Genomic DNA, 23,273 nt, shown 5'->3' with positions numbered 1-23,273 from the left:
AGTCTTTGATAAGAATCTGGTGGTGGTCAACTAATTTAGGACACTAATAAAATTCAAACCTACATCGCCATTACTTATAACCCTGAGTCGAGAACGGATAATAATTATAAGCGTTGGGGCAACTTTTATGACCGCCAAGATCTGTTAGTAGGTGACGAGTTGTGTCAGGTGGTTAATTTTCAGAGACCTTCCTAAATTTTGTGTAAGTATTTAATCTAAACGTCAGTTACACAGAATCTGGGATGGTCTCTCGTATTCTTTGGTTGCCACCCTACAGCCCTGATCTAAATCCCATTGAAAAGAAGTGGGCACAGGCAAAATTTCTACGTCAAGGCTGGATGGAGAATAATCTACCTAAGCTGTTTCATGATATGGGTTGTATCTCTTTTATTCTAGACTGACTATAGTTAACTATCATATTATTATGAATCGAACAATTTAGACTAGATCCTTAATATCTATATCCAATGCATCGCAAATATCATAGGCCTTTTTGAGAGTGACATTCTTCTCTCCACGCTCGATATTTCCCATATAACTTCGATCAATATCTGCCATCTCTGCCAGCACTTCTTGAGATATTCCTTTGCTTCTGCGCACATCACGGATACGCTTTCCAAAGGCTATCATGCGTTCATCTGTCTTCATCTCACCAACCACTGCTAAAAATAGCAATACTCACAGTGGTGGGCTATAATATCCACGGGATATAGTCGGTATTATGAGGTGAGTATGAAAACAAAACTAGAGTATCAGCCAGATATAACAGAAACTAATAAGCTGATCTGTGAGAGGTACTGGTTAAGAGAAGGCGATAAACGAAGTGGTTTTATATATACCTGTAAAGAAATAGGTCAAGAGTTTGATGTTAAGCATCAGGATATACCTAGTATCGTTAAAATAAATGCTCATCTTGTCGTACTAGACTGCCAATGCATAGACTGCGGTACAACTAAGATTTGCTATACTCGCTCACAGCTAACTCGATTGGATCTTATTAGATGGCGGTGTGATGATTGCAGGGCGGCGCTTGAAAAAAGAATGGATCAAGAGTACTTAGAGTATCGTCTTAAACAAGACCGTTTAGCAGAAGAAAAGAGACAGACCGCTCTAGAGTACATCAATCAATGCCGAAGCATTCAATTAAGCAGTATTCCTTCAGTCACTGAGCTTAACGATGTGGATAAACTTCTACTCGCAGCGACTGTAGAGAGCCTAGGGGCAGATAATATAAGGAATACAGTCTCTCTACGTGACAATTTATCATTACCTTTATCACCGTTCTCTAAATTAGATGAAGAGATACTACAGCATCTTTTTAACCGAAATCTGCTCATACTCGCTTCTGAAAATAGCTACGAATACGTAACTATCAACGAAGAAAAAGAGCTAGAGATAGATTTCTATCAAGCGATCTTTGAGTTTGCTTATAGTATTGAGAATCTTACTAAAATCTTGATAAACGCTAAATCTCAGAAAAATACCAGTGCTCTAGTAGCGAATGATCAATTTAAGAACTGGTGTGAAAAGTTACAGCTAGGAGAGTGTTTAAGCTACCTGATTACTAGGTCAAGATTGAACTATCTAGCACCGCCTATTGGCGAAAAGCTAATTAGTATTCTCAGATCATGTTTAGCTGAATGCTCTGTATCAACCATGCATTATATCATTTGGAAGTCTGTGGAAAATGCTGCTGCATACGTGCAAAAACCAGGTATTACTCGAAAACATGCTTCAAATTCTGTTTCTGGTAATATAGAGAGAGTATTCAATAAAATATACAGTGGTAGTTGGAGTCACAATAAATCTTTTCGCGATGCTAGCCACCCTCAGTCTGCAATGGCCAAAATATTTTTTGATTATGTATTTGCAGTAGATGATGGTGGTTTTCACCATACTCTTGATGAGCTATTCAGCCCATATAGGTCCCAAAAAACTTTAGAGCAAGTAAGTTACGCAACTCTAGGAGATGCTAGAAGTACGAATTATTCAGTCACAATAGCTCTTGATATTAAACAATCATGATTTACCGATGTCTAAATCACTAATACAATTAAATCAGCCGAATAAGACATAGCAATGAGAGAAAGATTGTCTAGATAGAAGACTATCTGACTTGCTGAACAATTTTATTACTACTGATAGGAGCTAGTATGGAAGATTCTAAATTTGAAGCATCGATTACCGATGATCGTCCTATCCTCGTTAGCAAACAAGAAATAGAAAAGCGCCGCCGCATTAACTTTGATACTTTGGGCAGCTTCGCAGTCGATAATATTCCTATTAACCCAGATACTCAGCACATCTTTCAAGACTTTGAGGAAGGTAAAATTGCAACTAGCAAGGAAGTAAAAGCTTTGCTACATGCTCACTATACTAAGATAGCGCTCGAAGATAATTAGCTCTTATAGTTTGAGCCCGACGTTGCTAAGCTATTATAGTATTGCTTTTCACAGCCAGTATCGAAAGATGAAACATAATTAATTGTGCTATTCAATCATATTTATCAAATCATTTCACCTATGTAAGATTACTAGTCCAGTATCACTAACTCTCGTCCAGCCATCTCCGAAATAAAGAATAACTATTCTGCCCACAAACATAATAATGCTATAGCTAGTCAGCTTATTCGCTTAGTGAATAGATAAGCATTAAGACCTAATATCACCGTGGTGAATTACATCCTTGGGTCTGCTTCTATCTACACTCGCGTGCTTTAATATTACCATCATTATATCCGTGTTCATATGATTCGATATCTTGCAACTGACAATACTATGTGCAAAGACGTTAATGATAAACATGAATAGCAGAAAACTACTTTTACTTCTACCTATCTGACATAGATAAAATCTACTGGATTAGAGGATGGTACGATTGATCAAAAGTAACCATTAATAGATAGACGTAGCGAAGCGCATCATGTCCGCGTTTATAGCTTAGATAGGATGATATTAGAAAGAATGCTTCTGAAGATGTGAAAGATACCTGAAAAACTTAATTGTTATGATACCTAATTGATAGAACGACCATTATCTTTTGGATAGGTAAAAGTGATTTGTTCTGATAGGTTGTAATAATCACCGAAGTGATAGTTTTAATTTAGATGCCTACAAATAATATAGCGATGTACACTATTAGAATAAGAGGTTTCTAGCATGTCAACCTATAAGGAGATGTGTGGATTTCATGTAGAGCACTGGCAAAAAAGCCATGAGCAAATTCAATTCGAGCGGGTTCATTATCTTGAGCAGGAAAATACTCGGGCTCATCATTGCTACGAACCAATACAACTTGCTGATCAGCGAATAAAGTATTAAATAATTGTATGAGCCAATCGGTAGTTAATCGTTCGCTATCAACTATCGATTCTGCTGAATAGGTATTGTCAGATTGATTACTAGACAGCCTTTGCCACTGACTTCTTAATTCGTTTAAATCCTCATCTTTATCGAGGCACAGTCTATTATTAGGAACATTTTTAGTATGACTCCCTAGTTGAATAAGTTGTTGTAGTAACGAACTTGCTTCAGTAGGAGAAAGTAAATCAGAAAAATTAATTTTATTATCGGATAGATTCATAGAGAAGACATTGACTTAATAAATACTAAAGACAAAAAACTTTAGGTAAAAAGGTAAGTAGTAAAAGAGCTTAAACAAATTTACTATCAAAAAATCTTAACATACTAGCGCTAGCAGAATATGGCACTTTCCGTTAGTATGGCAGGCAATATTATACACCGTTTTTATGAATGAGGCCGCGCATGTCAAGCACTCCAGAAACTAAACCGTCAGCACCTCACGCTGACAATAAAAAAGCGCCTGTATCTACTGGCATGCCTGAGCACATCTCTTTAGATAAGTGGGCAGACACTGGTTATGAATGGTCAGGAGAGGTCAAACCAAGCTCGTTTGATCGTCTGGCTACTACTCTGAGCACTGAACATGAGCAGTCAGACATACAGCTCAACGCTAACTTGTATCGTCGCAATAATGTTTTACATTTAGCATTTACTTTAACAGGTGACGTTTGGCTAACTTGTCAGCGCTGTTTACAACCAATCGCTATAGACTTGTCTGATGATTATGACATCGCGCTACTCGAAAACGATAGTCAGGTTCGTTTAGTCAAAGATGAACAAGATTATTTATTACTGGATGAAATCGTCACCGAGCAGTCGCCAGAGCGTCTATTACCATTTAAGAAGTTGGTAGAAGACGAGATCTTGCTCAAAACGCCAATGGCACCAAAGCATGACGATTGTGAAATGTCTGTTGAGCAGTTTGGTGAAATACCAGAAGAAGAGGAAGGTGAAAATCCTTTCGCTGCTTTAGCCTCGCTAAAAGGCAAACTATAAGCGCCAAAACTATCTACTTGATGCATTTAAAAAGCCTTTTATCAGCTTTGTACAGAAGAGTGCGAGGCAGGGCTTTATTAATTTAATAAACATGCGTATAATGTCCGGTTTATTGCATTCGAGCAACCTGTTGCTTGCTGATAGAAACTGACTGAGTAAATTTTTTATAAGATTCATCCTTGGTCAGTGCTTTATGTGAGTGGCAATCTATTTAACTAATGATGCTTAAGACTTAGGTTGTTATGATTATATAGCCTCTGTCAGTATCGACTTAAGCTGAATTTCAAGCTTATCCCTTTTAAGTATAGGAGCTATATCATGGCTGTTCAAAAAAGTCGTAAAAGCCGTTCTCGTCGTGACATGCGCCGTTCACATCACCGTATGGAAATTGCTGAACTAAGCGTAGACGCTACTACTGGTGAAAAACATCGTCGTCATCACATGACTAAAGATGGTTTCTACCGTGGTCGTCAACTGTTCAAAGTCAGCTAAGACGCCTAAGATATTGGCTCTATGATAGCTTAGGCGAAGATGATAATAGTACTGGTGACTATTATCGTTTTTGCCTAGCTATTATTAGTCAATAAGCTTTGAGCTAAAAAAAGCCAAGTTATTTCGCTATCATATATTATGTGGCTGGATAACTTGGCTTTTTGTTATTTATAGCTAGGCTTGTTGTTTAATTCGCTTGTTATTTTTAGTAGATTTAAAAATGTGCTGATATAATCTGCTCCTTTAATTTGGGCAGCGTTACTCTTGCTGTTTGGTTTGCATCCGCTATGATAATAGTGTCTGTCAGTGTATAGTTTACTGACAATCCGTTTTCTTGCATAAATACTTGAAGTAGCGGCTTTGTATAACATCTAATAATATAATACACCCCATTGTTTTTAGGGATATTTCTAATCAGATAAGGAATATTGGTTATGGCTTCTGTACCCGATATGGTAAAAAAGCAACCCGCTCGTATCGCGGTCATTTTTCCTGGACAAGGATCTCAAGCAGTCGCGATGACGAGCGAGCTTGCCGAAATCTATCCAGAGATACGCGATACATTTACCGAAGCGAGTGATGCGCTTGGTGAGGATTTGTGGGCAATCTGTCAGGACGAAGAAAAACTCAATCAAACCCAATATACTCAGCCTGCGCTTTTGACCGCTAGTATTGCTATTTGGCGTGTCTTACAACAAAAAATAGAAGAGACGCCTTGTTATTTAGCTGGTCACTCTCTGGGCGAGTACAGTGCCCTGTGTGCTGCCAATGTGATATCGCTGGGTGATGCAGTCACTTTAGTACATAAGCGCGGTCAGTTGATGCAAGAGGCCGTTGTAGGTGTCGATACTGCTATGGCTGCAGTATTAGGACTAGAAGATAACCGAGTCGAAAACCTGTGTGAACAAGCAACCGAACATGTCGAAGATGCGGTAGTTGGTGCGGCCAACTTTAATAGTCCAGGACAAGTAGTTATCTCGGGTAACGCTGCTGGTGTTAATGCTGTTATTGATAAAGTCAAAAACACGGGCAAAAAATCTGTTCCTCTAAAAGTGAGTGTGCCATCTCATTGCGCACTTATGGAACCTGCCAGCAATGCATTGGCTGAGATACTAGCGGGTATCAAGTTTGATCAGGCAACCATTCCTGTTATACAAAATCGCTATGCACGCGTTGAAACCAGTGCGGTCGGTATCAAGCAAGCATTGACTGAACAGCTGAGTGAGCCAGTATTGTGGTCAAAAACTATGCAAGAGCTAGCTGATAAGCAAATTAATATCTTAATCGAATGCGGCAGTGGTAATGTACTGAGCAATTTGGCGAAGCGTCAGGCGCAGCCAATCGCTAGCTATCCTACTGACAAGCCTGCCCGTCTAGAAAAATTATTGGAGGTGTTATCATGAGCCGTACGATTACATTAGTGACTGGCGCTAGCCGAGGTATTGGCAAGGCAGTGGCCAAGCGTTTTGCTAAAGAAGGACATTTTGTTATTGGAACTGCGACCACTGAAAAGGGCGCAGAGCTTATTGATGATTACCTTCATGATACTGGCGGTATTGGTCGCGTTTTAGACGTACGTGATACTGCTCAAATTGACAAATTATTTGAAGAGATCGAAAGCGTTTATGGCGCGGTACAAGTATTGGTTAACAATGCAGGTATCACTCAAGATGGTCTACTGATGCGCATGAAAGATGAAGATTGGGAAAATGTCATCGATACCAATTTGACCTCAGTATATCGCATGAGCAAACGTGCTGTACGCGGTATGATGAAAGCACGTCGTGGTCGTATTATCAACATTACCTCTGTCGTCGCTCAAATGGGCAATGCAGGTCAATCTAACTATGCGGCGACCAAAGCTGGCGTAGAAGGGTTTAGCCGTACGCTTGCACGTGAGATTGGTTCACGCCAAGTGACCATCAACTGCGTGGCACCAGGCTTGATCGAAACGGATATGACAGATGAGCTTGATGAGCGCCTATTGAACTCTATGTTAGATGCTGTACCTATCAGCCGTCTTGGTCAGCCAGAAGACATCGCTGCAGCGGTACATTTCTTGGCTAGCGACGAGGCCAGCTATATCACAGGCGCTGTTATTCCTGTCAATGGTGGCATGTATATGTAGCCAATATACGAGCGTTACATAGTTATAATAAAAAACTGTGTGAACGAGTGTAAACTATAATAAAGGGTGCTATAATGACGGATACTTTTGGGTCAAAGCCCTGTATGATAACAGGGCTTTATTAGACATCAGACAAACTGTATAACATGTCATAGAGTACTCAGACAGCATTGCTGGTCTGGCAAACGCATTTTATATACCATGCTATAGCGTTAAATAAGGCGATATAGCAGTTTATTAAAAATAATAGATGATAACGGAGTGATCTACATGAGTAATGATATCGAGCTAAGAGTAAAAGCAGCAGTAGCTGAGCAACTAGGTATGAATGTTGAAGACATCAACAACGATGCTTCATTCATGGAAGACCTAGGTGCAGATTCTTTAGACCTAGTTGAATTGGTTATGTCATTTGAAAGTGATTTTGGTATCACTATTCCTGATGAAGATTCTGCAGAATTGACTACTGTTCAAAAAGCAATCGATTACGTACAAGCCCAACTATAATCTGCTACTTATTTAGCAGATTTATAATGCCGCTTATCTGATTAGATAGGCGGTTTTTTTATGTGTGCGTGACTGATATCTTTAAATACAGCAATCGAATTTAACATTGACTACGTCAATTCAACATTATTCAACATACTATTACTATCTACATCGACTCACTTTATCTATACTCATAATAGTAAGTCGTAGAAAAAGATGCCAGTTAGACATTTAAAATATTGTTTGATTGCGTGTTTTACTAAAAGAATGACAAATAATAATATTTCAAGGAGTAGATATATGGGTATGTTTAGCTTTGCAAAAGATATTGGTGATAAGATTTTTAACCGTGATGACGAAAAGCATGATGCTAAGACAGAATCGAAAGCAGATGCTAATACACCAGTACAAAGCAGTGAGCCGAGTGCACAATCAGTGGCTAATATTTTGTTGCGCCGTATTCAGCAGCAGAACCTCAATATCAGTAATCTAAAAATTAAATATAATGGATCTACAGATACTGCAGAAATTAGCGGTAATGCTAAAACTCAAGCTGATCGTGAAAAAGCCATTATCGCTATCGGTAATGTGCAAAACGTTGCAAAAGTTATTGATAACATTGATATCGAAGAAGATGCGCCTGAATCTACGATGTATACGGTAAAATCTGGTGACAGCTTATCTAAGATTGCTAAAGAAGTTTATGGTTCATCTGGCGATTACATGAAGATATTTGAAGCGAACAAGCCAATGTTATCTGATCCAGATAAAATCTATCCAGGTCAAGTACTACGCATTCCTAAGCCATAATTCTAGAAGAAGCGTATAGAAAAATAATACTTTAAATATGATATTCTAATAAAAAAAGCCTCTTATTATTAAGAGGCTTTTTTGATGTTGTACACTTCAAATAACCATTTTATCTCAGGAATATTTGATAGTCATAGAGTGATTGGTTAATTAGTCGAGTCTAGCTTATTGTGCTGCTCAGCTAGAGCCCATTCGATATGCTCATCTAGCATGTCATTATGTAAGGTCAATTTAGATTTTAACTGTTCGACCACTTCTAAGCTGGCATTAGCGTTGCCAAGTCCGATAGCGATATTACGTAAAAAATTCACATAGCCGGTGCGTCTTAGTGGGCTACCTTGAGTGTTCTTCATAAAGTCGGCTTCTTGCCACTGCCATAGTTCAAGCAAGCTACTATTATCCAATCCATGCCTTGGTGCGAAGTCATCAACAGTAGTAAGGTTGGCATAACGATTCCATGGACAGATTAACTGACAATCATCACAGCCAAAGACCCGATTGCCAATTGCGCGTCGATATTTGGTATCGATGACGCCATCATGCTCGATAGTCAAATAGGAGATACAAGCAGAGGCGTTGAGCTCATGGGGCGCTACAATTGCTTGAGTAGGGCATATGTCGATACAAGCGCTACAACTACCGCAATGCTCCTTGACCGGTTTGTCATCGGGCAGCTCAAGACTCAAAAATAGCTCACCGAGCACAAAAAATGAGCCAGCTTGTTTATTTATAAGTAATGTATGTTTACCTGTCCAACCGAGACCTGCTGCATCTGCAATCGGACGCTCAAAGATAGGTGCCGAATCGCTAAAAGGTCTAAACACAAATTCTTTTTCTGAACCGATATCCAAATGTTGCCATTCAGGGAGCATTGTTTCTATCTTTAAAGCCAATTGCTTTAAACGGCTACGCATTGTCTTATGGTAGTCGCGCCCTCTTGCATAACGCGCAATGATGCCTTTATTAGGATGATCGTTATCAGTGACAGCACGCGGTGTGGGTGCTTGAGTTAGATAGTCCATACGTACGCTGATGATGGTCTTTGCGCCTTCGACTAGCTGATCAGGATGAGCGCGCAGATCATGGTTGTTGTGCATAAACTGCAGTTGACCCTCATAACCCTTATCTAGCCACTTTTTTAGCTGTTCAATCTGCTTAGTAAACAAAGGATGATGCACAGATAAAAACCCACAATCAGCAAATCCTAGTGCCTGTGCTTGTGCTGTAATCCACTGCTTAACATCTGCTGTAGTTGCAAACACAGTTGGATTCGTAATGGCAATTCTGTTTTTATCAGTAGGCATGAGAGTAGGTGCTTATTAGATGTTTTCTCGTTTGTTTTAATCAGATTATTCATATCTGACAACCAGAGATAATGTAAATACCGCTATGATAAGCCAGTGAGCAATGAGTGCAAGTATAAAAGAAAATAAACTCACATTCATATTGATACATAAGTCGAGGTAAGCTTTTGCTAAGCTGATATGAGAAATGAGCAACCAAATTTAAATAAAATAAAAAATGAGTAGAAACACTAAGGATAAGTTATGAGAAATAATACCAATTTATTACCTATAAAAAATACAAAACCTATCGCGCTATATAGTAGTGAGCAGGTTTATGCGATGGAACAGGCTTGGTTTGCAGAGGGATACGATAGTTTTGGTTTGATGAAACAAGCCGCTTGGCAAATGACACAGCAAATAGAGCAGATTTATGAGCGAAAAACCGTCAGTGCCAGCCATTCTGCCAATACTAACGTTTATCACCGTAGTGCTCATCCACGTCGAGCAAGTATCTGGGTAGGGAAAGGTAACAATGGTGGTGATGGCTGGCTCATCGCTCATTATTTACAGCAAGCTGGCTGGCAAGTAGAAGTAATAACGGTTGGTTTTATTAAAGATGATTTTGATCTCCATGATCAATTAGTAACTTCTAAAACTCCTAGCGATAAAGATAGCGATAGTAGCAATATTACTGACGCGACAAAGGCATTACAGATAGCTTTAGCGAGCAACTGTAACTATCAACGATTTGAGGGCATTATTAGTCACGATGATGCGGATAAAATAAGCTTGCCAGCTGATGTTTATATCGATGCATTATTTGGTATTGGCTTAGATCGTGCACCAGAAGGTATTTATGAATTAGCTATCAATACCTTCAATAGTCTTGCTCAGCAAAATAACGCACTAACAATTGCAGTTGATGTTCCGAGTGGGTTAGTGGCCTCTACCGGTGAGGTGTTTGAGCGCATAGCAATACAAGCTGACGTGACTCTATGTTTGATTGCGCGTAAGTTTGGTCTACACACTAAAGACGGTACAGACTATAGCGGAGACATAATCGATATACCGTTGATACCTTATCAAATGACGCTTCACCAAACAGCTAGCAATCACACGATACCTGAGAAAAATACTATTCAAGCATTTGAGCCAGTTGCCACGCTGCTGACGGCTGCACATAGTATGCAGCCGCGTCGCCAAAACAGCTACAAAGGCAGCTATGGTCATGTGCTAGTCATTGGCGGAAATCGTGTTGATGGCTCACAAGGTATGGGCGGTGCTGCCATATTGTCTGCGGCCAGTACGATGGCGACAGGTGCTGGTAAAATAACAGTTGCCTGTCATGAGGCTTTTCACGGGTCACTATTGACCTCATTACCAGATGCGATGACTATTAATTTACATGACATAAGCGGCGTGAAAGGTCTGATTAAGCAGGCTAGTATCGTTGCAATTGGGATGGGGCTTGGCCGTGACGAAAAAGCTAAAGCATTATTTATTAATTATGTACAGGCTGCTATAGAGAATGAAAAATCAATCGTGATCGATGCTGATGGTCTTTATCACTTGGCATCACTGCACATGGGTAATAATGAGCTAATAACAGAGCTACGAAAATACAGTACGAATCATCGGGTTTGCTTGACGCCGCATAGTGGTGAAGCAGCTAGATTGCTTGAGCAAAAAGTAAGTAAGATTGAGTCCAATAGACTGCAAGCTATAAAACAGTGTGCCGCAACATATGGTGGTGACTGGGTATTAAAGGGGGCAGGATCATTGGTGCTAGAGCAAGAAAAGGGAAGAGAAAACGTATACGTATGTGATGTAGGGAATGCTGGCATGGCAACCGCTGGCATGGGTGATGTGCTATCTGGGGTGACTGCTGGATTATTGGCACAGCAAGATTTATCAGCAGAGGCGCGTAGCTTACATCAAGCGGTTCTTATACATGGGTTTGCAGGAGATGTATTAGTAAATCAAAGGAACAATCATTATAGCGACACCAATACATTGCTAGTGGGGCAACGAGGGCTACAAGCTCAAGATATGCTAGCAGCCATTCGTCATGTAATGCAGCTTATGATAGTTTGATGTATTGCTTGAGATAGAGAGTTAAGTAGAAGAGTTAGCACAGTATTGATCAATCGCCTGCTGTACACGCTCGCGCTTAAGCTCAATTTCACGACCATCTAGATATTGACGCTTACCGTTGGCATCCATTTCATAGATACGGCCGCCGACATTGAGGTTAGTTAAATTGTTACGTAGTGATTGGCAGCGCTGAGCATTTTCTTTTGCATCTTGCTCTTTAATACGTGCTTCCAATTGTGCAATTCTTTGCTCTTCTGCAGTTTGGGCGTTATTACTCTGGTTGGGATCTGTTTTTCCTGCCATTTGGCCTGCGTTACTTTGTCTACCGTCACTACGAAATTCAATCAGTTCGATATTTTTACCGGTCTGAGGGGCATGTTGACTATATTTAACTTCGCCATGCGCTCCGATAGACTTATAAACCTGAATAGCCTGACTGGCGTTCATAGACAACATTAGCATACACGCGGTACTGGTTAGTAATTTGGCTGCGGTATTTATCTTAGACGCATATGCCATAATAGCAATCCTCTTATGTAGTAAAAATCAAATGTATATAGGTGTAAATATAACACTTGAGCGTTTAATTAGTAGTAATAATGTATCTACTTCTGATTCTAGCAAATAATACTTATTAATGTATATTATTTAATAACTAATAGTTTGGGATAGGCTTTAGAAGTTTTTCTTGACAATAACTCGTAAACCATCGAATATAATAGCAGTTGATTGGTCAGTGAGCGGCTTTTACGATGTTGCCGTGGCACTTGAGAATGAGAACTACGAGTTACTTATCAGTAGCTTACGCAGTTTTATTTCCTTTGTGATAATGATATAGCAAGTATGGTGGCATAACGACCACTGTTGATAGCGATACATTGTCTCCGGACTTATCTGTCTACAATGACTAAGATAAACTTATTATTTGAAATGTGCTAAATGTGTTTTTAGCAGTTGTATCAAACGCGATATAGTATGCCGTTAAGAGGTTTCACCAAAGCCTATTGTAAGTTCTAAAGATCTTATAATTTAGCATTGGCTATGAAGTTTTTTTACTTGTGTATATCGATGCATCTGTACAAATAAAGTCACACAAATAAAGTTACAATAGGTACTTGCTAGTATCGAACCTCAATAATAAGCCTCTCTTTTATAGATGCACTCGCATCTTGTCACTGTATATCGATAAACATCCATCACAAAGCTGACCTAAAATACACTGCTATGTTTGATTAGTATTGTCCTATGAGACAGTTTTAATTAAACCTATTAGGCAGATATTCTTGATATGGACAAGAATTAGCGATCATTCAATAAGTAAAAATAACGACGGTAAGTAATTATTTTTACTCGTAGAATCCCGCAAATTCTCGCCGCAAAAAAAGGTGATGACAGTGACGCAAACCACGCAAAGTCCGAACATGACGGGACATACCCAAACGGGTAATGCCGCCAAAAATTTTGAACAAAAGCAACAACGTCTTGCAGAAGGTAGTGCACAGCCTGTGATGCTATCGGGCGCTGAAATGCTGGTGCAAGCACTGACTGACGAAGGTGTCGAATACATCTTTGGCTATCCAGGTGGCGCGGTCTTACACATTTATGATGCGCTGTTTCAGCAAGAAAATATTGAGCATATCTTAGTACGTCACGAGCAAGCAGCAGGCCACATGGCCGATGCTTATTCGCGAGTGACTGGTCATACTGGCGTCGTGTTGGCCACATCAGGCCCTGGTGCGACCAATACCGTGACAGCTATTGCTACTGCTTTTATGGATTCTGTACCAATGGTTGTGATCGCAGGTCAGGTGCCAAGCAGCCTAATTGGTGAAGATGCTTTCCAAGAAACAGATATGGTAGGCGTATCTCGTCCTATCGTTAAGCATAGCTTCCAAGTACGCCATGCTAGCGAAATTCCAATGATTGTAAAAAAGGCGTTTTATATTGCCCAGACTGGTCGCCCAGGTCCTGTCGTCATTGATGTGCCAAAAGACATGACGGCGCCTAGCGAAAAATTTGCTTACGAATATCCAGAAGAAGTATTTATACGCTCGTATCAGCCGTCACTCAAAGGTCACAGCGGTCAAATCAAAAAAGCCATTGAAACGCTATTAGCAGCGCAGCGTCCTGTTGTATATGCAGGCGGCGGTGTGATTTGGAGCAATGCGCACGAAGAGTTAACAGATCTTGCACATCGTCTGAATTTACCAGTGACTAATACTTTGATGGGTCTTGGTACATTCCCTGGCTCTGATCGTCAGTTCTTAGGTATGCTTGGCATGCACGGTACTTACGAAGCCAATATGAGTATGCACCATGCTGATGTGATTTTGGCTGTCGGCGCGCGTTTCGATGATCGTGTGACCAATAACGTTAAAAAATTCTGCCCTAACGCAACTATCATTCATATCGACATCGATCCTGCGTCAATTTCAAAAACGATTCTTGCGCACATTCCTATCGTAGGTGATGTGAAATCTGTCTTAACGGACATGCTAGAGATTGTTGGTCAAGACAAGCAGTTAGAGCAGCACGCATTGCTCGATTGGTGGTCACAAATTAATGAGTGGCGTAAGCGTCATGGCTTACGTTATGACACCAGCACAGATAATGGCATTAAGCCACAAAGTGTTGTACAAGCTCTAGATAAAGTGACTAATAGTAACGCTATTATCACAAGTGACGTCGGTCAGCATCAAATGTTTGCGGCACTTTACTATACTTACAATGAGCCACGTCAATGGCTGAATTCAGGTGGCCTTGGTACCATGGGTGTTGGTCTGCCGTATGCAATGGCTGCCAAACTTGCCAATCCTGAGCGTGATGTGGTTTGTATTACTGGTGAAGGCTCTATTCAGATGAATATCCAAGAGCTATCGACCTGTTTGCAATATAACTTACCAGTTAAAATTCTGAACATTAACAATGCGCAGCTTGGTATGGTGAAGCAGTGGCAAGATATGCTGTATGAAGGTCGTCATGCCCAGTCTTATATGAACTCCTTACCAGATTTTGTCAAATTGGCTGAAAGCTATGGTCACGTCGGTATCAAAATTACTGACCCTGCGACCATGGAAGCACAATTGGCTGAAGCAATGGCGATGAAAGACAAACTGGTATTTATCGATGTTTACGTCGATCGTAATGAGCATGTATATCCAATGCAAATCGCTGGACAGGCCATGCGTGATATGTGGTTAACAAAAGGGGAGCGTACCTAATGCAACAACAACATCTGATTTCGGTATTGATGGAAAACGAAGCGGGTTCGTTGTCGCGGTTAGTCGGCTTGTTCTCACAACGTGGTTATAATATCGAAACTTTGAACGTCGCACCTACTGATGACCCAAGTATCTCACGTCTAACGGTTACGACCATTACGTCACCTGAAAGAATTGAGCAAATCACCAAACAATTGCATAAATTGATTGAAGTGGTTAAAGTGCTTAATCTGACAGAGAATGTACACGTTGAGCGTGAATTGATGCTTATTAAAGTCCGTGCAACAGGCGGTGTGCGTGAAGAGATTAAACGTAGCGCAGATATTTTCCGCGCACAAATCGTCGATGTAAATTCGAACTTATATACGATTCAAATCGTGGGCGACAAAGCCAAACTTGATGGTTTTATCGATGTAATTGGCCGTGAGCGCATTATGGAAGTAGTTCGCTCAGGTGTTATCGGTATTGCCCGCGGTGAAAAAACCCTCAGCATCTAAATATTTATCAAAACCAGTTTCAACCAATATTTATTTATCTAATCAACAAAGCGCTTATCTTAGTTATTATATTGACTACAGCATAAGCGTTTACTATCCATGGCAAGCCATGATTGAGAACAAGGACTCTATTTATGAACGTTTATTATGACAAAGATTGTGACCTATCTATTATCCAAGGTAAAAAAGTTGCCATTATCGGTTACGGTTCACAAGGCCATGCACACGCGCTTAACCTACAAGATTCAGACGTCGATGTAACTGTTGGTCTACGTGCAAATTCAAGCTCATGGAAAAAAGCTGAAAATGCTGGCCTAAAAGTTGCTGAAGTAGAAGAAGCGGTAAAAGCTGCTGACGTTATCATGATTTTGACGCCTGATGAGTTCCAAAAAGAGCTTTATAATGATGTGATCGAGCCAAACATCAAAGAAGGCGCTACACTAGCTTTTGCTCACGGTTTTGCAATCCATTACAACCAAGTGGTACCACGTGGCGATCTTGATGTCATCATGGTTGCACCAAAAGCACCAGGTCATACTGTACGTTCAGAGTTCGCTAAAGGCGGTGGTATCCCTGATCTTATCGCTATCTATCAAGACGCTTCTGGTCAAGCCAAACAGTTAGCATTATCGTATGCTGCTGGCGTTGGTGGTGGTCGTTCAGGCATCATCGAAACAACGTTCAAAGATGAGACGGAAACGGATCTATTCGGTGAGCAAGCTGTACTTTGTGGTGGTGCAGTAGAGTTAGTTAAAATGGGCTTTGAGACGCTAACAGAAGCGGGCTATGCACCAGAAATGGCTTATTTCGAATGTCTACATGAGCTAAAGCTTATCGTTGACTTGATGTATGAAGGCGGCATCGCTGACATGAACTACTCAATCAGTAACAACGCTGAATACGGCGAATATGTTACTGGACCTGAAGTTATTAATGAGCAGTCACGTGAAGCCATGCGTAATGCATTAAAACGTATCCAGTCTGGTGAATACGCGAAGATGTTCATCTCTGAAGGTGCAACCAACTACCCATCAATGACTGCGCGTCGTCGTAACAACGCTGATCATCAAATCGAAATCACTGGTGCTAAGCTACGTGGCATGATGCCATGGATCGGTGGTAACAAAATCATCGATAAAGACAAAAACTAAGTTTTATACAGATAAAAGTCTTATTCAGATAATAATCTGATTTAGATTAAATAGCCCATGTTATCACTTGATAGCATGGGTTTTTTTATGCAAAGTATTTGATAGATACTTTTTGCTTTGATTTGAATCTGGGTTATCGGTTGAAAACCATTAATTGCTGCCCAATATAAGCAGGCACCTTAACATTGGCCAAAGCGCCTTTGCGATTAACATTCATCATTGTTCTTACCCGTTTCTAAGTATTCGAAGCGGGCGGATGCTTCATTCTCACTTTCTATAGATAATAGGTTGTATGCTGTGCAAATATCTTATTCAGACTGGCTAACGCCGCAATTCGTATATATTACTCTTAGCGCTGTGGTAGCAGTTTTAATTTGGATAGAAGGGGAGATGCTCAAACAGACCGATGGTAAACTGCCTCAATCTAAGTTCTTCAAAGTCAGTTCATTGTTAGATACTCTATGGTTCTTCATATCAGTGGTGATTTTATACGTTATTGATTTGACCCCGTTAGCTATCGCAGTGCCTGCTGCATATGGCATATACACGACCTTTGGCTGGATATATGGTACCAAGCTACTGAAGCGTAAAGGCATCCCTGACTCTCCTAAAGATTTGGTGATTCCAGCAAAATATATTGCCTACAGTCAGTCATTTTCATTGGTGTTTTTTGCGTTATGTTTGCTCGTATTGAGTTCAGCATGGCTACCGACATCACCATTGCAGTAACTAATATTCTAACCTACTATCATCTATGTCGACTTATTTCATTAGGGGTTTACTGATGAAGTTGTATTATATCTATAAATAAAAACTATTTTATATCAATAAGATATGGAACTGGTTGCTATCAATGTTAGCTTGCAACAATGGTTAGTATTTATTTACAAAAATCAGCAATTTAGACTGTTCCTACCATGGAAAACTGTTATAATCAGACTGTACTCAAAATATTTGAGGCAAAAGATCCAGATTTTCTTTAAGATTATTTAGCATTTTTGGCCGCCGCATTTAGCAAAAAATATTAGGGTATATATCAATTAATCGGTGATGACACAAGTCTCGCCAACAGTTAAAGAGTCAGGAAAATTTATGTCAGATAAAGTTGAAGGCACTGTAAAGTGGTTTAATGAAGCTAAAGGTTTTGGTTTTATCGCTCAAGACAATGGCGGACAAGACGTATTCGCTCACTACAGCGCTATCCAAGGTAACGGTTTCAAAACTCTAGCCGAAGGCCAAAAAGTGTCTTTCATCTTAGGTGATGGCAAAAAAGGCCCACAAGCTGAGCAAATCGAAGCTATCTAATCTCATTTATTATTAGGTTAACTGCTTGTCAGTAAACTTAATGACAATAAGATTATCAATATGCATTGATTACTTTGTTTGTTAAAACAATAAAAATACTGTATCGACTTTAAAAAGAAGCAACCTCTTATCAGGTTGCTTTTTTTATGGGACTTTTTTGGTATGACAAAGTGTTGCTAATGTAAAGTGCTATTGATTTTGACGGTTAACATCATCAGGTAATAGCGAACAATAATTTAATAAAGATGTAATAGATAAGGTTGTGTTATGAAGTGGGAAAACTGGCTTTCAATTGACTGGCAACAAGTGCTTGGGATTTCTTTATCTGCTATAGGCTTTTATGTAGGGCTGATGTTTTTTACTCGATTGATGGGTTTACGCAGTTTTTCCAAGTTATCAAGCCATGATTTTGCCATGACGGTGGGTATCGGTAGTATATTGGCGTCAACTGTGTTGTCAGATAAGCCCTCTCTACTTCAAGGGTTATTTGCTGTCGCAGTGCTATTCTTAATTCAGGGCATTATTTCAGTTATCAGACGCAAAATAAAACCGCTAAAAGCTTTGATAGATAATCAAGCTATTATCCTAATGGCTCATGGTGAATATTTAGAAGATAACTTAAAAGAGGCCAACCTTAGTACCAGCGATGTCCAAGAAGTGCTGCGTAAAAATGGTATCAAAGCGAAAACAGAAGTGTTTGCAGTGATTATGGAGACGACAGGTGATATGAGTGTCATCAAAAGTAATGATGTTGAACCTGATTGGTCTTTATTTGACGATATACGTGATAGTGAATTATTGCTTGGTGCTAGTAAGAATGGTAAGTCGCAGGTCTGACTCGATTAACTATTCTTATCCGTTAACTTTGAAGAGATAAATAATAACAAAATATTAAGTAAACCTAAGGTTTAGAATGCTATAAAGGTACAAGCATTTTGAGCTGTTGAACAACGCAAATCATGAAATGATGCGCTTATAGACTATTTATTATAGAGTGTTGACAAATTTATGACGCATTATTCACGGCGTTGTCTTGACCTTATCTGCCTGCTGACGCAAGATACATAGGTCTGATAATAACGGTTGGCTTAGCTTTAGCAGATTTCATTAGTAAGAGATACAATGCTAATATGCTCTTAGATATTGGCTCATCTTTCTTAGTTAACTATATTCTGTTGATGTAGTAATAACCTTGAGCAGTATTTTGAACGACAATTTGAACCACAACGAACCTTTGGTTCTTAACTGACAATTTTTAACTCATAACATTAATAAACGAGGAACGTATGAAAGCATTAGTAGCGGTCAAGCGTGTCATTGATTATAACGTAAAAGTTCGTGTAAAAGCCGACAACTCTGGCGTTGACTTATCAAACACTAAAATGTCAATCAATCCTTTTGATGAAATCGCAGTAGAAGAAGCGGTTCGTCTAAAAGAAGCTGGCGTCATTGATGAGATCATTGTTGCTTCAATCGGTCCAAAAGAGTCACAAGAGCAGATTCGTGCAGCCCTAGCGCTAGGTGCTGACCGTGGTGTGTTAGTCGTAAGTGACGAAAAACCATATCCACTACAAGTTGCTAAGATTCTAAAAAGTATCGCTGAAGCTGAGAGCACTGATATTATCTTATTAGGTAAGCAAGCGATTGATGATGACAACAACCAAACTGGTCAGATGTTAGCGGCATTGATGGGTATCGGTCAGGGTACGTTTGCATCAGAAGTGAAAGTTGAAGGCGACAAAGTAAACGTAACGCGTGAAATCGATGGCGGCCTACAAACTGTTGCTCTTGATTTACCAGCGGTTATCACGACTGATTTACGTTTGAATGAGCCACGTTATGCTAAATTGCCTAACATCATGAAAGCGAAGAAGAAGCCACTTGATGAGAAAACGCCAGCAGATTTCGGCGTTGATATGACATCTAAGCAAGAAATTATTAAAGTCGTGCCACCTGCTGACCGTAAAGCTGGTATTACAGTAGGGTCAGTTGATGAGTTGGTCGATAAGCTAAGAAACGAAGCAAAAGTCATTTAATTTTTTAATGATTGGATACTTCGCTACGGCATATCCTGTACAAGGCTGTGAATTTGACTGCTTTATCTTATATTAAATGATAGTTGCTCAAATAGCTTTGTACACAAACAACCGCATGAATAGATAATACGAATATATAAAGGACTAAAACCATGGCAATTTTGGTATATGCAGAACATGACAATGCCAGTCTAAAAAAGGCAACTTTAAACACGATCGCTGCTGCTAAACAAATGGGTGATGATATCCATGTATTGGTTGCTGGTAGTGGTAGCCAAGCTGTTGCTGATGAAGCGGCAAAAGCAGAAGGCGTGACTAAAGTACTATTGGCTGACAATGCTGCTTATGAGCATCAATTGGCAGGTAACGTGGCACTATTGGTTGCTGATATCGCTGGTGATTACAGCCATATCCTAGCGGCTGCGACCACGACTGGTAAAAACTTTATGCCACGCGTTGCTGCGTTACTTGACGTCAGCATGTTGTCTGAAATCTCAGGTGTAGTAGATGCGCAAACGTTTGAGCGTCCTATCTATGCAGGTAATGCGACAGCGACAGTAAAAACTACAGAAGATAAAGTGGTACTAACAGTACGTACTACTGCGTTTGACCCAGTGGCGAGCGAAGGCGGTTCAGCTACTGTTGAAACTATCGACAATGTACAAGAAACTGGCAAAGCTAGTTTCGTTAACGAAGAAATGGCTAAGTCTGATCGTCCAGAATTGACGTCAGCTGGTATTGTTGTTTCTGGTGGTCGTGCATTGGCAAACGGTGAAAACTTCACCAAGTATATTGAGCCATTGGCCGATAAGCTAGGCGCTGCTGTTGGTGCATCACGTGCTGCTGTTGACGCAGGATATGTACCAAACGATATGCAGGTCGGTCAAACGGGTAAAATCGTTGCACCGCAGCTATATATCGCAGCTGGCATCTCAGGCGCGATTCAGCATTTGGCTGGTATGAAAGATTCTAAAGTCATCGTTGCTATCAACAATGACCCAGAAGCACCTATCGCTAGCGTTGCTGATTACTTCTTGGAAGCCGATCTATTCGAAGCATTACCTGAGCTGACTAGCAAGGTTTAATATATAGTCACAGAACTACTAAGCGGCTACGGCGTTACCCTCCTTAGATGTACTACTTGTATAATCTGCAGTCGGCTGCCTTGTATCCGTTTTAGACTTCTTTGACTATATCAGTAGTAGACGTATAATAAAAAACCCACTATCAATTGGTAGTGGGTTTTTTTATGCTGGATATATAGGGTTTTCATAGCAATTATAAATGGACGCTAAGAGTACTGTCTTTGGCGTAAGGTCTCATACAGACATAAAGACCCTGCAATCGCTACATTTAAGCTCTCTTGCCCGTTTGGCTGTGGTAATGCTATCGGCGTGGCACATTGCATTAAATCGTCGCTAACGCCTTGGCCTTCATGACCCATAATCCATGCTACAGGCGCAGATAAATCGTGCTCGTAGATGATAGTATCTGTATGTGAGCTAGTCGCCAAAAGCGGCACTTGTACGTGATCCAAAATATCTTGCGTACTCAAGCCTTCATAAATAGTCAGTGCAAACTGTGCCCCCATACCTGCTCGTAGCGTTTTGGGAGACCAAGCTTGAGCGGTCGCACTGGTGCATAGGATGTTGCGGATACCAACGGCTGCTGCTGTGCGTAGTAGGGTACCAACATTCCCACTGTCCTGCACGTCGTTCAAGATTAAGCAGTCTTCATCGATCATCGATAGACTAGGCGTTGGTACTTTAATCATTGCCATAATATCGATACCAGTACCCAAGCTACGAATACTCTCATAGAGTGCGTCTGATAAAGTAAGAATAGGCGTATAAGTGGGCAGGCGAGTCAATATCTGCTGAACTTCAGGATGGCTACGCGCTGACTCAGACAGTAATATCTGAGCGAAAGGATAGTCACTACGCAGCGCGGCATCTATTAAATGGACGCCTTCTATGACTGTCTGACCGTTCTTTTTACGCTGGCGTGCTTGGGACAACAGTGCTTTTACAAGCTTCACGGTTGTGTTCTTATCTGAGGTAATCAGCTCGGTGGGATTTAATACCATAGTGGATCGCTTAGAGAAGGGTAAAGGAGTCGTTTAAATAACCAGCAATATGCCTATTATTGATTTAGCATTCTGCTGGCTATTCTTAACAAGTGCGTCAATCAATTATTTTTCAGAATAATTTACGTGTAAGTCTTTCACGTAATTGACTTCGTTTTTGCTACCGAGTACCACAGGAACACGCTGATGGATATCAGTCGGTTCGATATCTAAGATACGATTGACGGCGTCTGTCGCACCGCCACCTGCGCGCTCAATCAATAAGCTCATTGGGTTGGCTTCATACATCAAACGCAGTTTGCCAGCTTTATGAGCGTATTTGGTATCAAACGGATAAGTGAACAGACCACCTCGGCATAAGATACGATGGACGTCACCAACCATGGCGGCTACCCAGCGTGTATTAAAATCGCGTCCACGTACACCTGTCTCGCCAGCGATTAACTCATCAATGTACTGTTGCATCGGGGCGCGCCAGTAGCGATAGTTTGAGCTATTGATAGCATACTCGCTCGTATCGGTATCGATTTGAACATTGTCTTCTATCAGCACATAGTCAGAAGCTTCTGGATCTAGGCTAAACATCACGACCTTGTCTGCGATAGTCAGCGCCAGTACGGTAGACGTACCATATAGCAGATAACCGGCTGCTAGCTGTTTGTTACCTGCTTGCAAATAGTCGCTGTTTTCACTGGTTTGACCTTGACGCTCATACGGTAAAACAGAAAAAATCGTACCTACTGCCATATTGATATCGATATTTGATGAGCCATCTAGTGGGTCAAATAAAACCAATAAACTACCGTCATCATTAGCAGGGGTGGCATCATCGAGCTCTTCTGAAGCAACGCCTGCACAGTGCGTGTTTTTTGCCAATGCATCTAGCAATAAGTCATTGGCCAGTACGTCGAGCTTTTTCTGATCTTCGCCTTGAACGTTTTGGTTACCTGCTTCGCCCAAAATGTCTGCTAAAGCGCCTTTTCTAAGCAGTTGTGAAATTGTCTTACCGACATCAGTGACAGTGGTAATCACGTCGTTAAGTGCAGGGCTAGTGGCATGTTGGTTTAGATAGTCTGCTAAGGTCGTCATAAGGCTTCCTAATAAATGGTATGGAAAGTAAAAGAACGGATAGGTGTCAAAGTAAAGAAGTAGGTGGCGTTTCGCACACCTGAAATAGGTAAATTCTTAAATAGCTAATACGGCATCTTTGTCCCGACCACAAAATCGGCTACACTATATCTATTGTTATTCATTTATAGTTTTGTCAGAATTATTCTCTATGAGAATACAGCATGCCTACTCACGCTTTCTGATTGTCTG

At 40.5% G+C, this 23,273-nt stretch carries 24 protein-coding genes; 18 read left to right on the top strand and 6 right to left on the bottom strand.

All coding sequences use genetic code 11. The features are described 5' to 3' along the window. Positions 1 to 242 precede the first annotated feature (242 nt). Positions 243 to 401, top strand: a complete 159-nt coding sequence (locus B2863_RS14635; protein WP_224737862.1) for a transposase — start codon at positions 243 to 245, stop codon at positions 399 to 401. A 37-nt stretch (positions 402 to 438) separates the two neighbouring features. Here B2863_RS14635 and B2863_RS03895 read toward each other — a convergent pair whose 3' ends face one another. Then, positions 439 to 648: a helix-turn-helix domain-containing protein gene (locus tag B2863_RS03895; protein WP_058025361.1), complete on the bottom strand. Its 210-nt coding sequence runs from the start codon at positions 646 to 648 to the stop codon at positions 439 to 441. A gap of 84 nt (positions 649 to 732) precedes the next feature. Between B2863_RS03895 and B2863_RS03890 the strand changes: the two genes are divergently transcribed. Together B2863_RS03890 and B2863_RS03885 are read left to right on the top strand one after the other, a co-directional pair. Further along, on the top strand, positions 733 to 2,025 hold the full coding sequence (locus B2863_RS03890) for a hypothetical protein (RefSeq protein ID WP_057758801.1): 1,293 nt from the start codon (positions 733 to 735) through the stop codon (positions 2,023 to 2,025). A 128-nt stretch (positions 2,026 to 2,153) separates the two neighbouring features. After that, on the top strand, positions 2,154 to 2,402 hold the full coding sequence (locus B2863_RS03885) for an antitoxin VbhA family protein (RefSeq protein ID WP_057758803.1): 249 nt from the start codon (positions 2,154 to 2,156) through the stop codon (positions 2,400 to 2,402). Positions 2,403 to 3,153: 751 nt separating this feature from the next. On the opposite strand, the gene B2863_RS14675 is transcribed toward B2863_RS03885, so the two are convergent. Continuing rightward, complete coding sequence (locus B2863_RS14675; protein WP_414706878.1) at positions 3,154 to 3,582, bottom strand: elongation factor P hydroxylase; 429 nt, start codon at positions 3,580 to 3,582, stop codon at positions 3,154 to 3,156. Between the two features lie 182 nt (positions 3,583 to 3,764). Here B2863_RS14675 and B2863_RS03875 point away from each other — a divergent pair, with 182 nt between their 5' ends. From B2863_RS03875 to lysM, 6 genes are all read left to right on the top strand, one after another. After that, complete coding sequence (locus tag B2863_RS03875; protein WP_102077932.1) at positions 3,765 to 4,358, top strand: YceD family protein; 594 nt, start codon at positions 3,765 to 3,767, stop codon at positions 4,356 to 4,358. Between the two features lie 318 nt (positions 4,359 to 4,676). After that, positions 4,677 to 4,850: a 50S ribosomal protein L32 gene (gene rpmF / locus B2863_RS03870; RefSeq protein WP_296207640.1), complete on the top strand. Its 174-nt coding sequence runs from the start codon at positions 4,677 to 4,679 to the stop codon at positions 4,848 to 4,850. Positions 4,851 to 5,284: 434 nt separating this feature from the next. Next, positions 5,285 to 6,253, top strand: coding sequence for an ACP S-malonyltransferase (gene fabD, locus B2863_RS03865; RefSeq protein ID WP_191114795.1), 969 nt, complete (start codon positions 5,285 to 5,287; stop codon positions 6,251 to 6,253). After that, positions 6,250 to 6,978, top strand: a complete 729-nt coding sequence (fabG, locus tag B2863_RS03860; RefSeq protein ID WP_057758813.1) for a 3-oxoacyl-ACP reductase FabG — start codon at positions 6,250 to 6,252, stop codon at positions 6,976 to 6,978. The genes fabD and fabG overlap by 4 nt, the downstream gene beginning before the upstream one ends. A gap of 270 nt (positions 6,979 to 7,248) precedes the next feature. After that, entirely contained in the window at positions 7,249 to 7,485 is a 237-nt protein-coding gene (acpP, locus tag B2863_RS03855) for an acyl carrier protein (protein WP_057758815.1), read from the top strand. Between the two features lie 282 nt (positions 7,486 to 7,767). After that, positions 7,768 to 8,277: a peptidoglycan-binding protein LysM gene (gene lysM, locus B2863_RS03850; protein ID WP_296207637.1), complete on the top strand. Its 510-nt coding sequence runs from the start codon at positions 7,768 to 7,770 to the stop codon at positions 8,275 to 8,277. A gap of 146 nt (positions 8,278 to 8,423) precedes the next feature. On the opposite strand, the gene queG is transcribed toward lysM, so the two are convergent. Then, entirely contained in the window at positions 8,424 to 9,581 is a 1,158-nt protein-coding gene (queG, locus tag B2863_RS03845; RefSeq protein ID WP_296207634.1) for a tRNA epoxyqueuosine(34) reductase QueG, read from the bottom strand. Between the two features lie 243 nt (positions 9,582 to 9,824). Here queG and B2863_RS03840 point away from each other — a divergent pair, with 243 nt between their 5' ends. Next, the gene (locus tag B2863_RS03840; protein WP_296207632.1) at positions 9,825 to 11,657 is read left to right on the top strand and encodes an NAD(P)H-hydrate dehydratase; all 1,833 of its coding nucleotides are present in this window, start codon (positions 9,825 to 9,827) and stop codon (positions 11,655 to 11,657) included. A 21-nt stretch (positions 11,658 to 11,678) separates the two neighbouring features. On the opposite strand, the gene B2863_RS03835 is transcribed toward B2863_RS03840, so the two are convergent. Next, positions 11,679 to 12,176, bottom strand: coding sequence for a DUF4124 domain-containing protein (locus B2863_RS03835; RefSeq protein WP_296207630.1), 498 nt, complete (start codon positions 12,174 to 12,176; stop codon positions 11,679 to 11,681). 989 nt (positions 12,177 to 13,165) lie between these two features. Between B2863_RS03835 and B2863_RS03830 the strand changes: the two genes are divergently transcribed. The 8 genes from B2863_RS03830 to B2863_RS03795 all read left to right on the top strand — a co-directional run bounded on the left by B2863_RS03830 (position 13,166) and on the right by B2863_RS03795 (position 20,952). After that, positions 13,166 to 14,878: an acetolactate synthase 3 large subunit gene (locus B2863_RS03830; protein ID WP_296207644.1), complete on the top strand. Its 1,713-nt coding sequence runs from the start codon at positions 13,166 to 13,168 to the stop codon at positions 14,876 to 14,878. Further along, the gene (ilvN, locus tag B2863_RS03825) at positions 14,878 to 15,375 is read left to right on the top strand and encodes an acetolactate synthase small subunit (protein WP_057758828.1); all 498 of its coding nucleotides are present in this window, start codon (positions 14,878 to 14,880) and stop codon (positions 15,373 to 15,375) included. The genes B2863_RS03830 and ilvN overlap by 1 nt, the downstream gene beginning before the upstream one ends. Positions 15,376 to 15,509: 134 nt before the next feature. Beyond that, on the top strand, positions 15,510 to 16,526 hold the full coding sequence (gene ilvC / locus B2863_RS03820) for a ketol-acid reductoisomerase (protein WP_101204856.1): 1,017 nt from the start codon (positions 15,510 to 15,512) through the stop codon (positions 16,524 to 16,526). 297 nt (positions 16,527 to 16,823) lie between these two features. Continuing rightward, complete coding sequence (locus tag B2863_RS03815; RefSeq protein WP_101204855.1) at positions 16,824 to 17,255, top strand: hypothetical protein; 432 nt, start codon at positions 16,824 to 16,826, stop codon at positions 17,253 to 17,255. A gap of 363 nt (positions 17,256 to 17,618) precedes the next feature. Continuing rightward, positions 17,619 to 17,831 carry a cold-shock protein gene (locus B2863_RS03810; protein WP_057758834.1) on the top strand — a complete coding sequence of 71 codons (213 nt, stop codon included), beginning with the start codon at positions 17,619 to 17,621 and terminating at the stop codon, positions 17,829 to 17,831. Positions 17,832 to 18,098: 267 nt separating this feature from the next. Next, positions 18,099 to 18,668 (top strand): DUF421 domain-containing protein, encoded by a 570-nt coding sequence (locus B2863_RS03805; protein WP_296207628.1) that lies wholly within the window; start codon positions 18,099 to 18,101, stop codon positions 18,666 to 18,668. A gap of 449 nt (positions 18,669 to 19,117) precedes the next feature. After that, entirely contained in the window at positions 19,118 to 19,867 is a 750-nt protein-coding gene (locus B2863_RS03800) for an electron transfer flavoprotein subunit beta/FixA family protein (RefSeq protein WP_057758837.1), read from the top strand. Positions 19,868 to 20,019: 152 nt separating this feature from the next. Continuing rightward, positions 20,020 to 20,952, top strand: coding sequence for an electron transfer flavoprotein subunit alpha/FixB family protein (locus B2863_RS03795; protein WP_057758839.1), 933 nt, complete (start codon positions 20,020 to 20,022; stop codon positions 20,950 to 20,952). A 206-nt stretch (positions 20,953 to 21,158) separates the two neighbouring features. On the opposite strand, the gene B2863_RS03790 is transcribed toward B2863_RS03795, so the two are convergent. Next, positions 21,159 to 21,953 carry a TrmH family RNA methyltransferase gene (locus tag B2863_RS03790; protein ID WP_296207625.1) on the bottom strand — a complete coding sequence of 265 codons (795 nt, stop codon included), beginning with the start codon at positions 21,951 to 21,953 and terminating at the stop codon, positions 21,159 to 21,161. Between the two features lie 105 nt (positions 21,954 to 22,058). Beyond that, positions 22,059 to 23,042: a class 1 fructose-bisphosphatase gene (locus B2863_RS03785; protein ID WP_296207623.1), complete on the bottom strand. Its 984-nt coding sequence runs from the start codon at positions 23,040 to 23,042 to the stop codon at positions 22,059 to 22,061. Positions 23,043 to 23,273: the final 231 nt, after the last annotated feature.

Source organism: Psychrobacter sp. UBA3480 (assembly GCF_002377945.1).
In the GTDB taxonomy this organism is placed as follows: Bacteria; Pseudomonadota; Gammaproteobacteria; order Pseudomonadales; family Moraxellaceae; genus Psychrobacter.
This window is presented reverse-complemented; position numbering and strand designations above follow the sequence as displayed.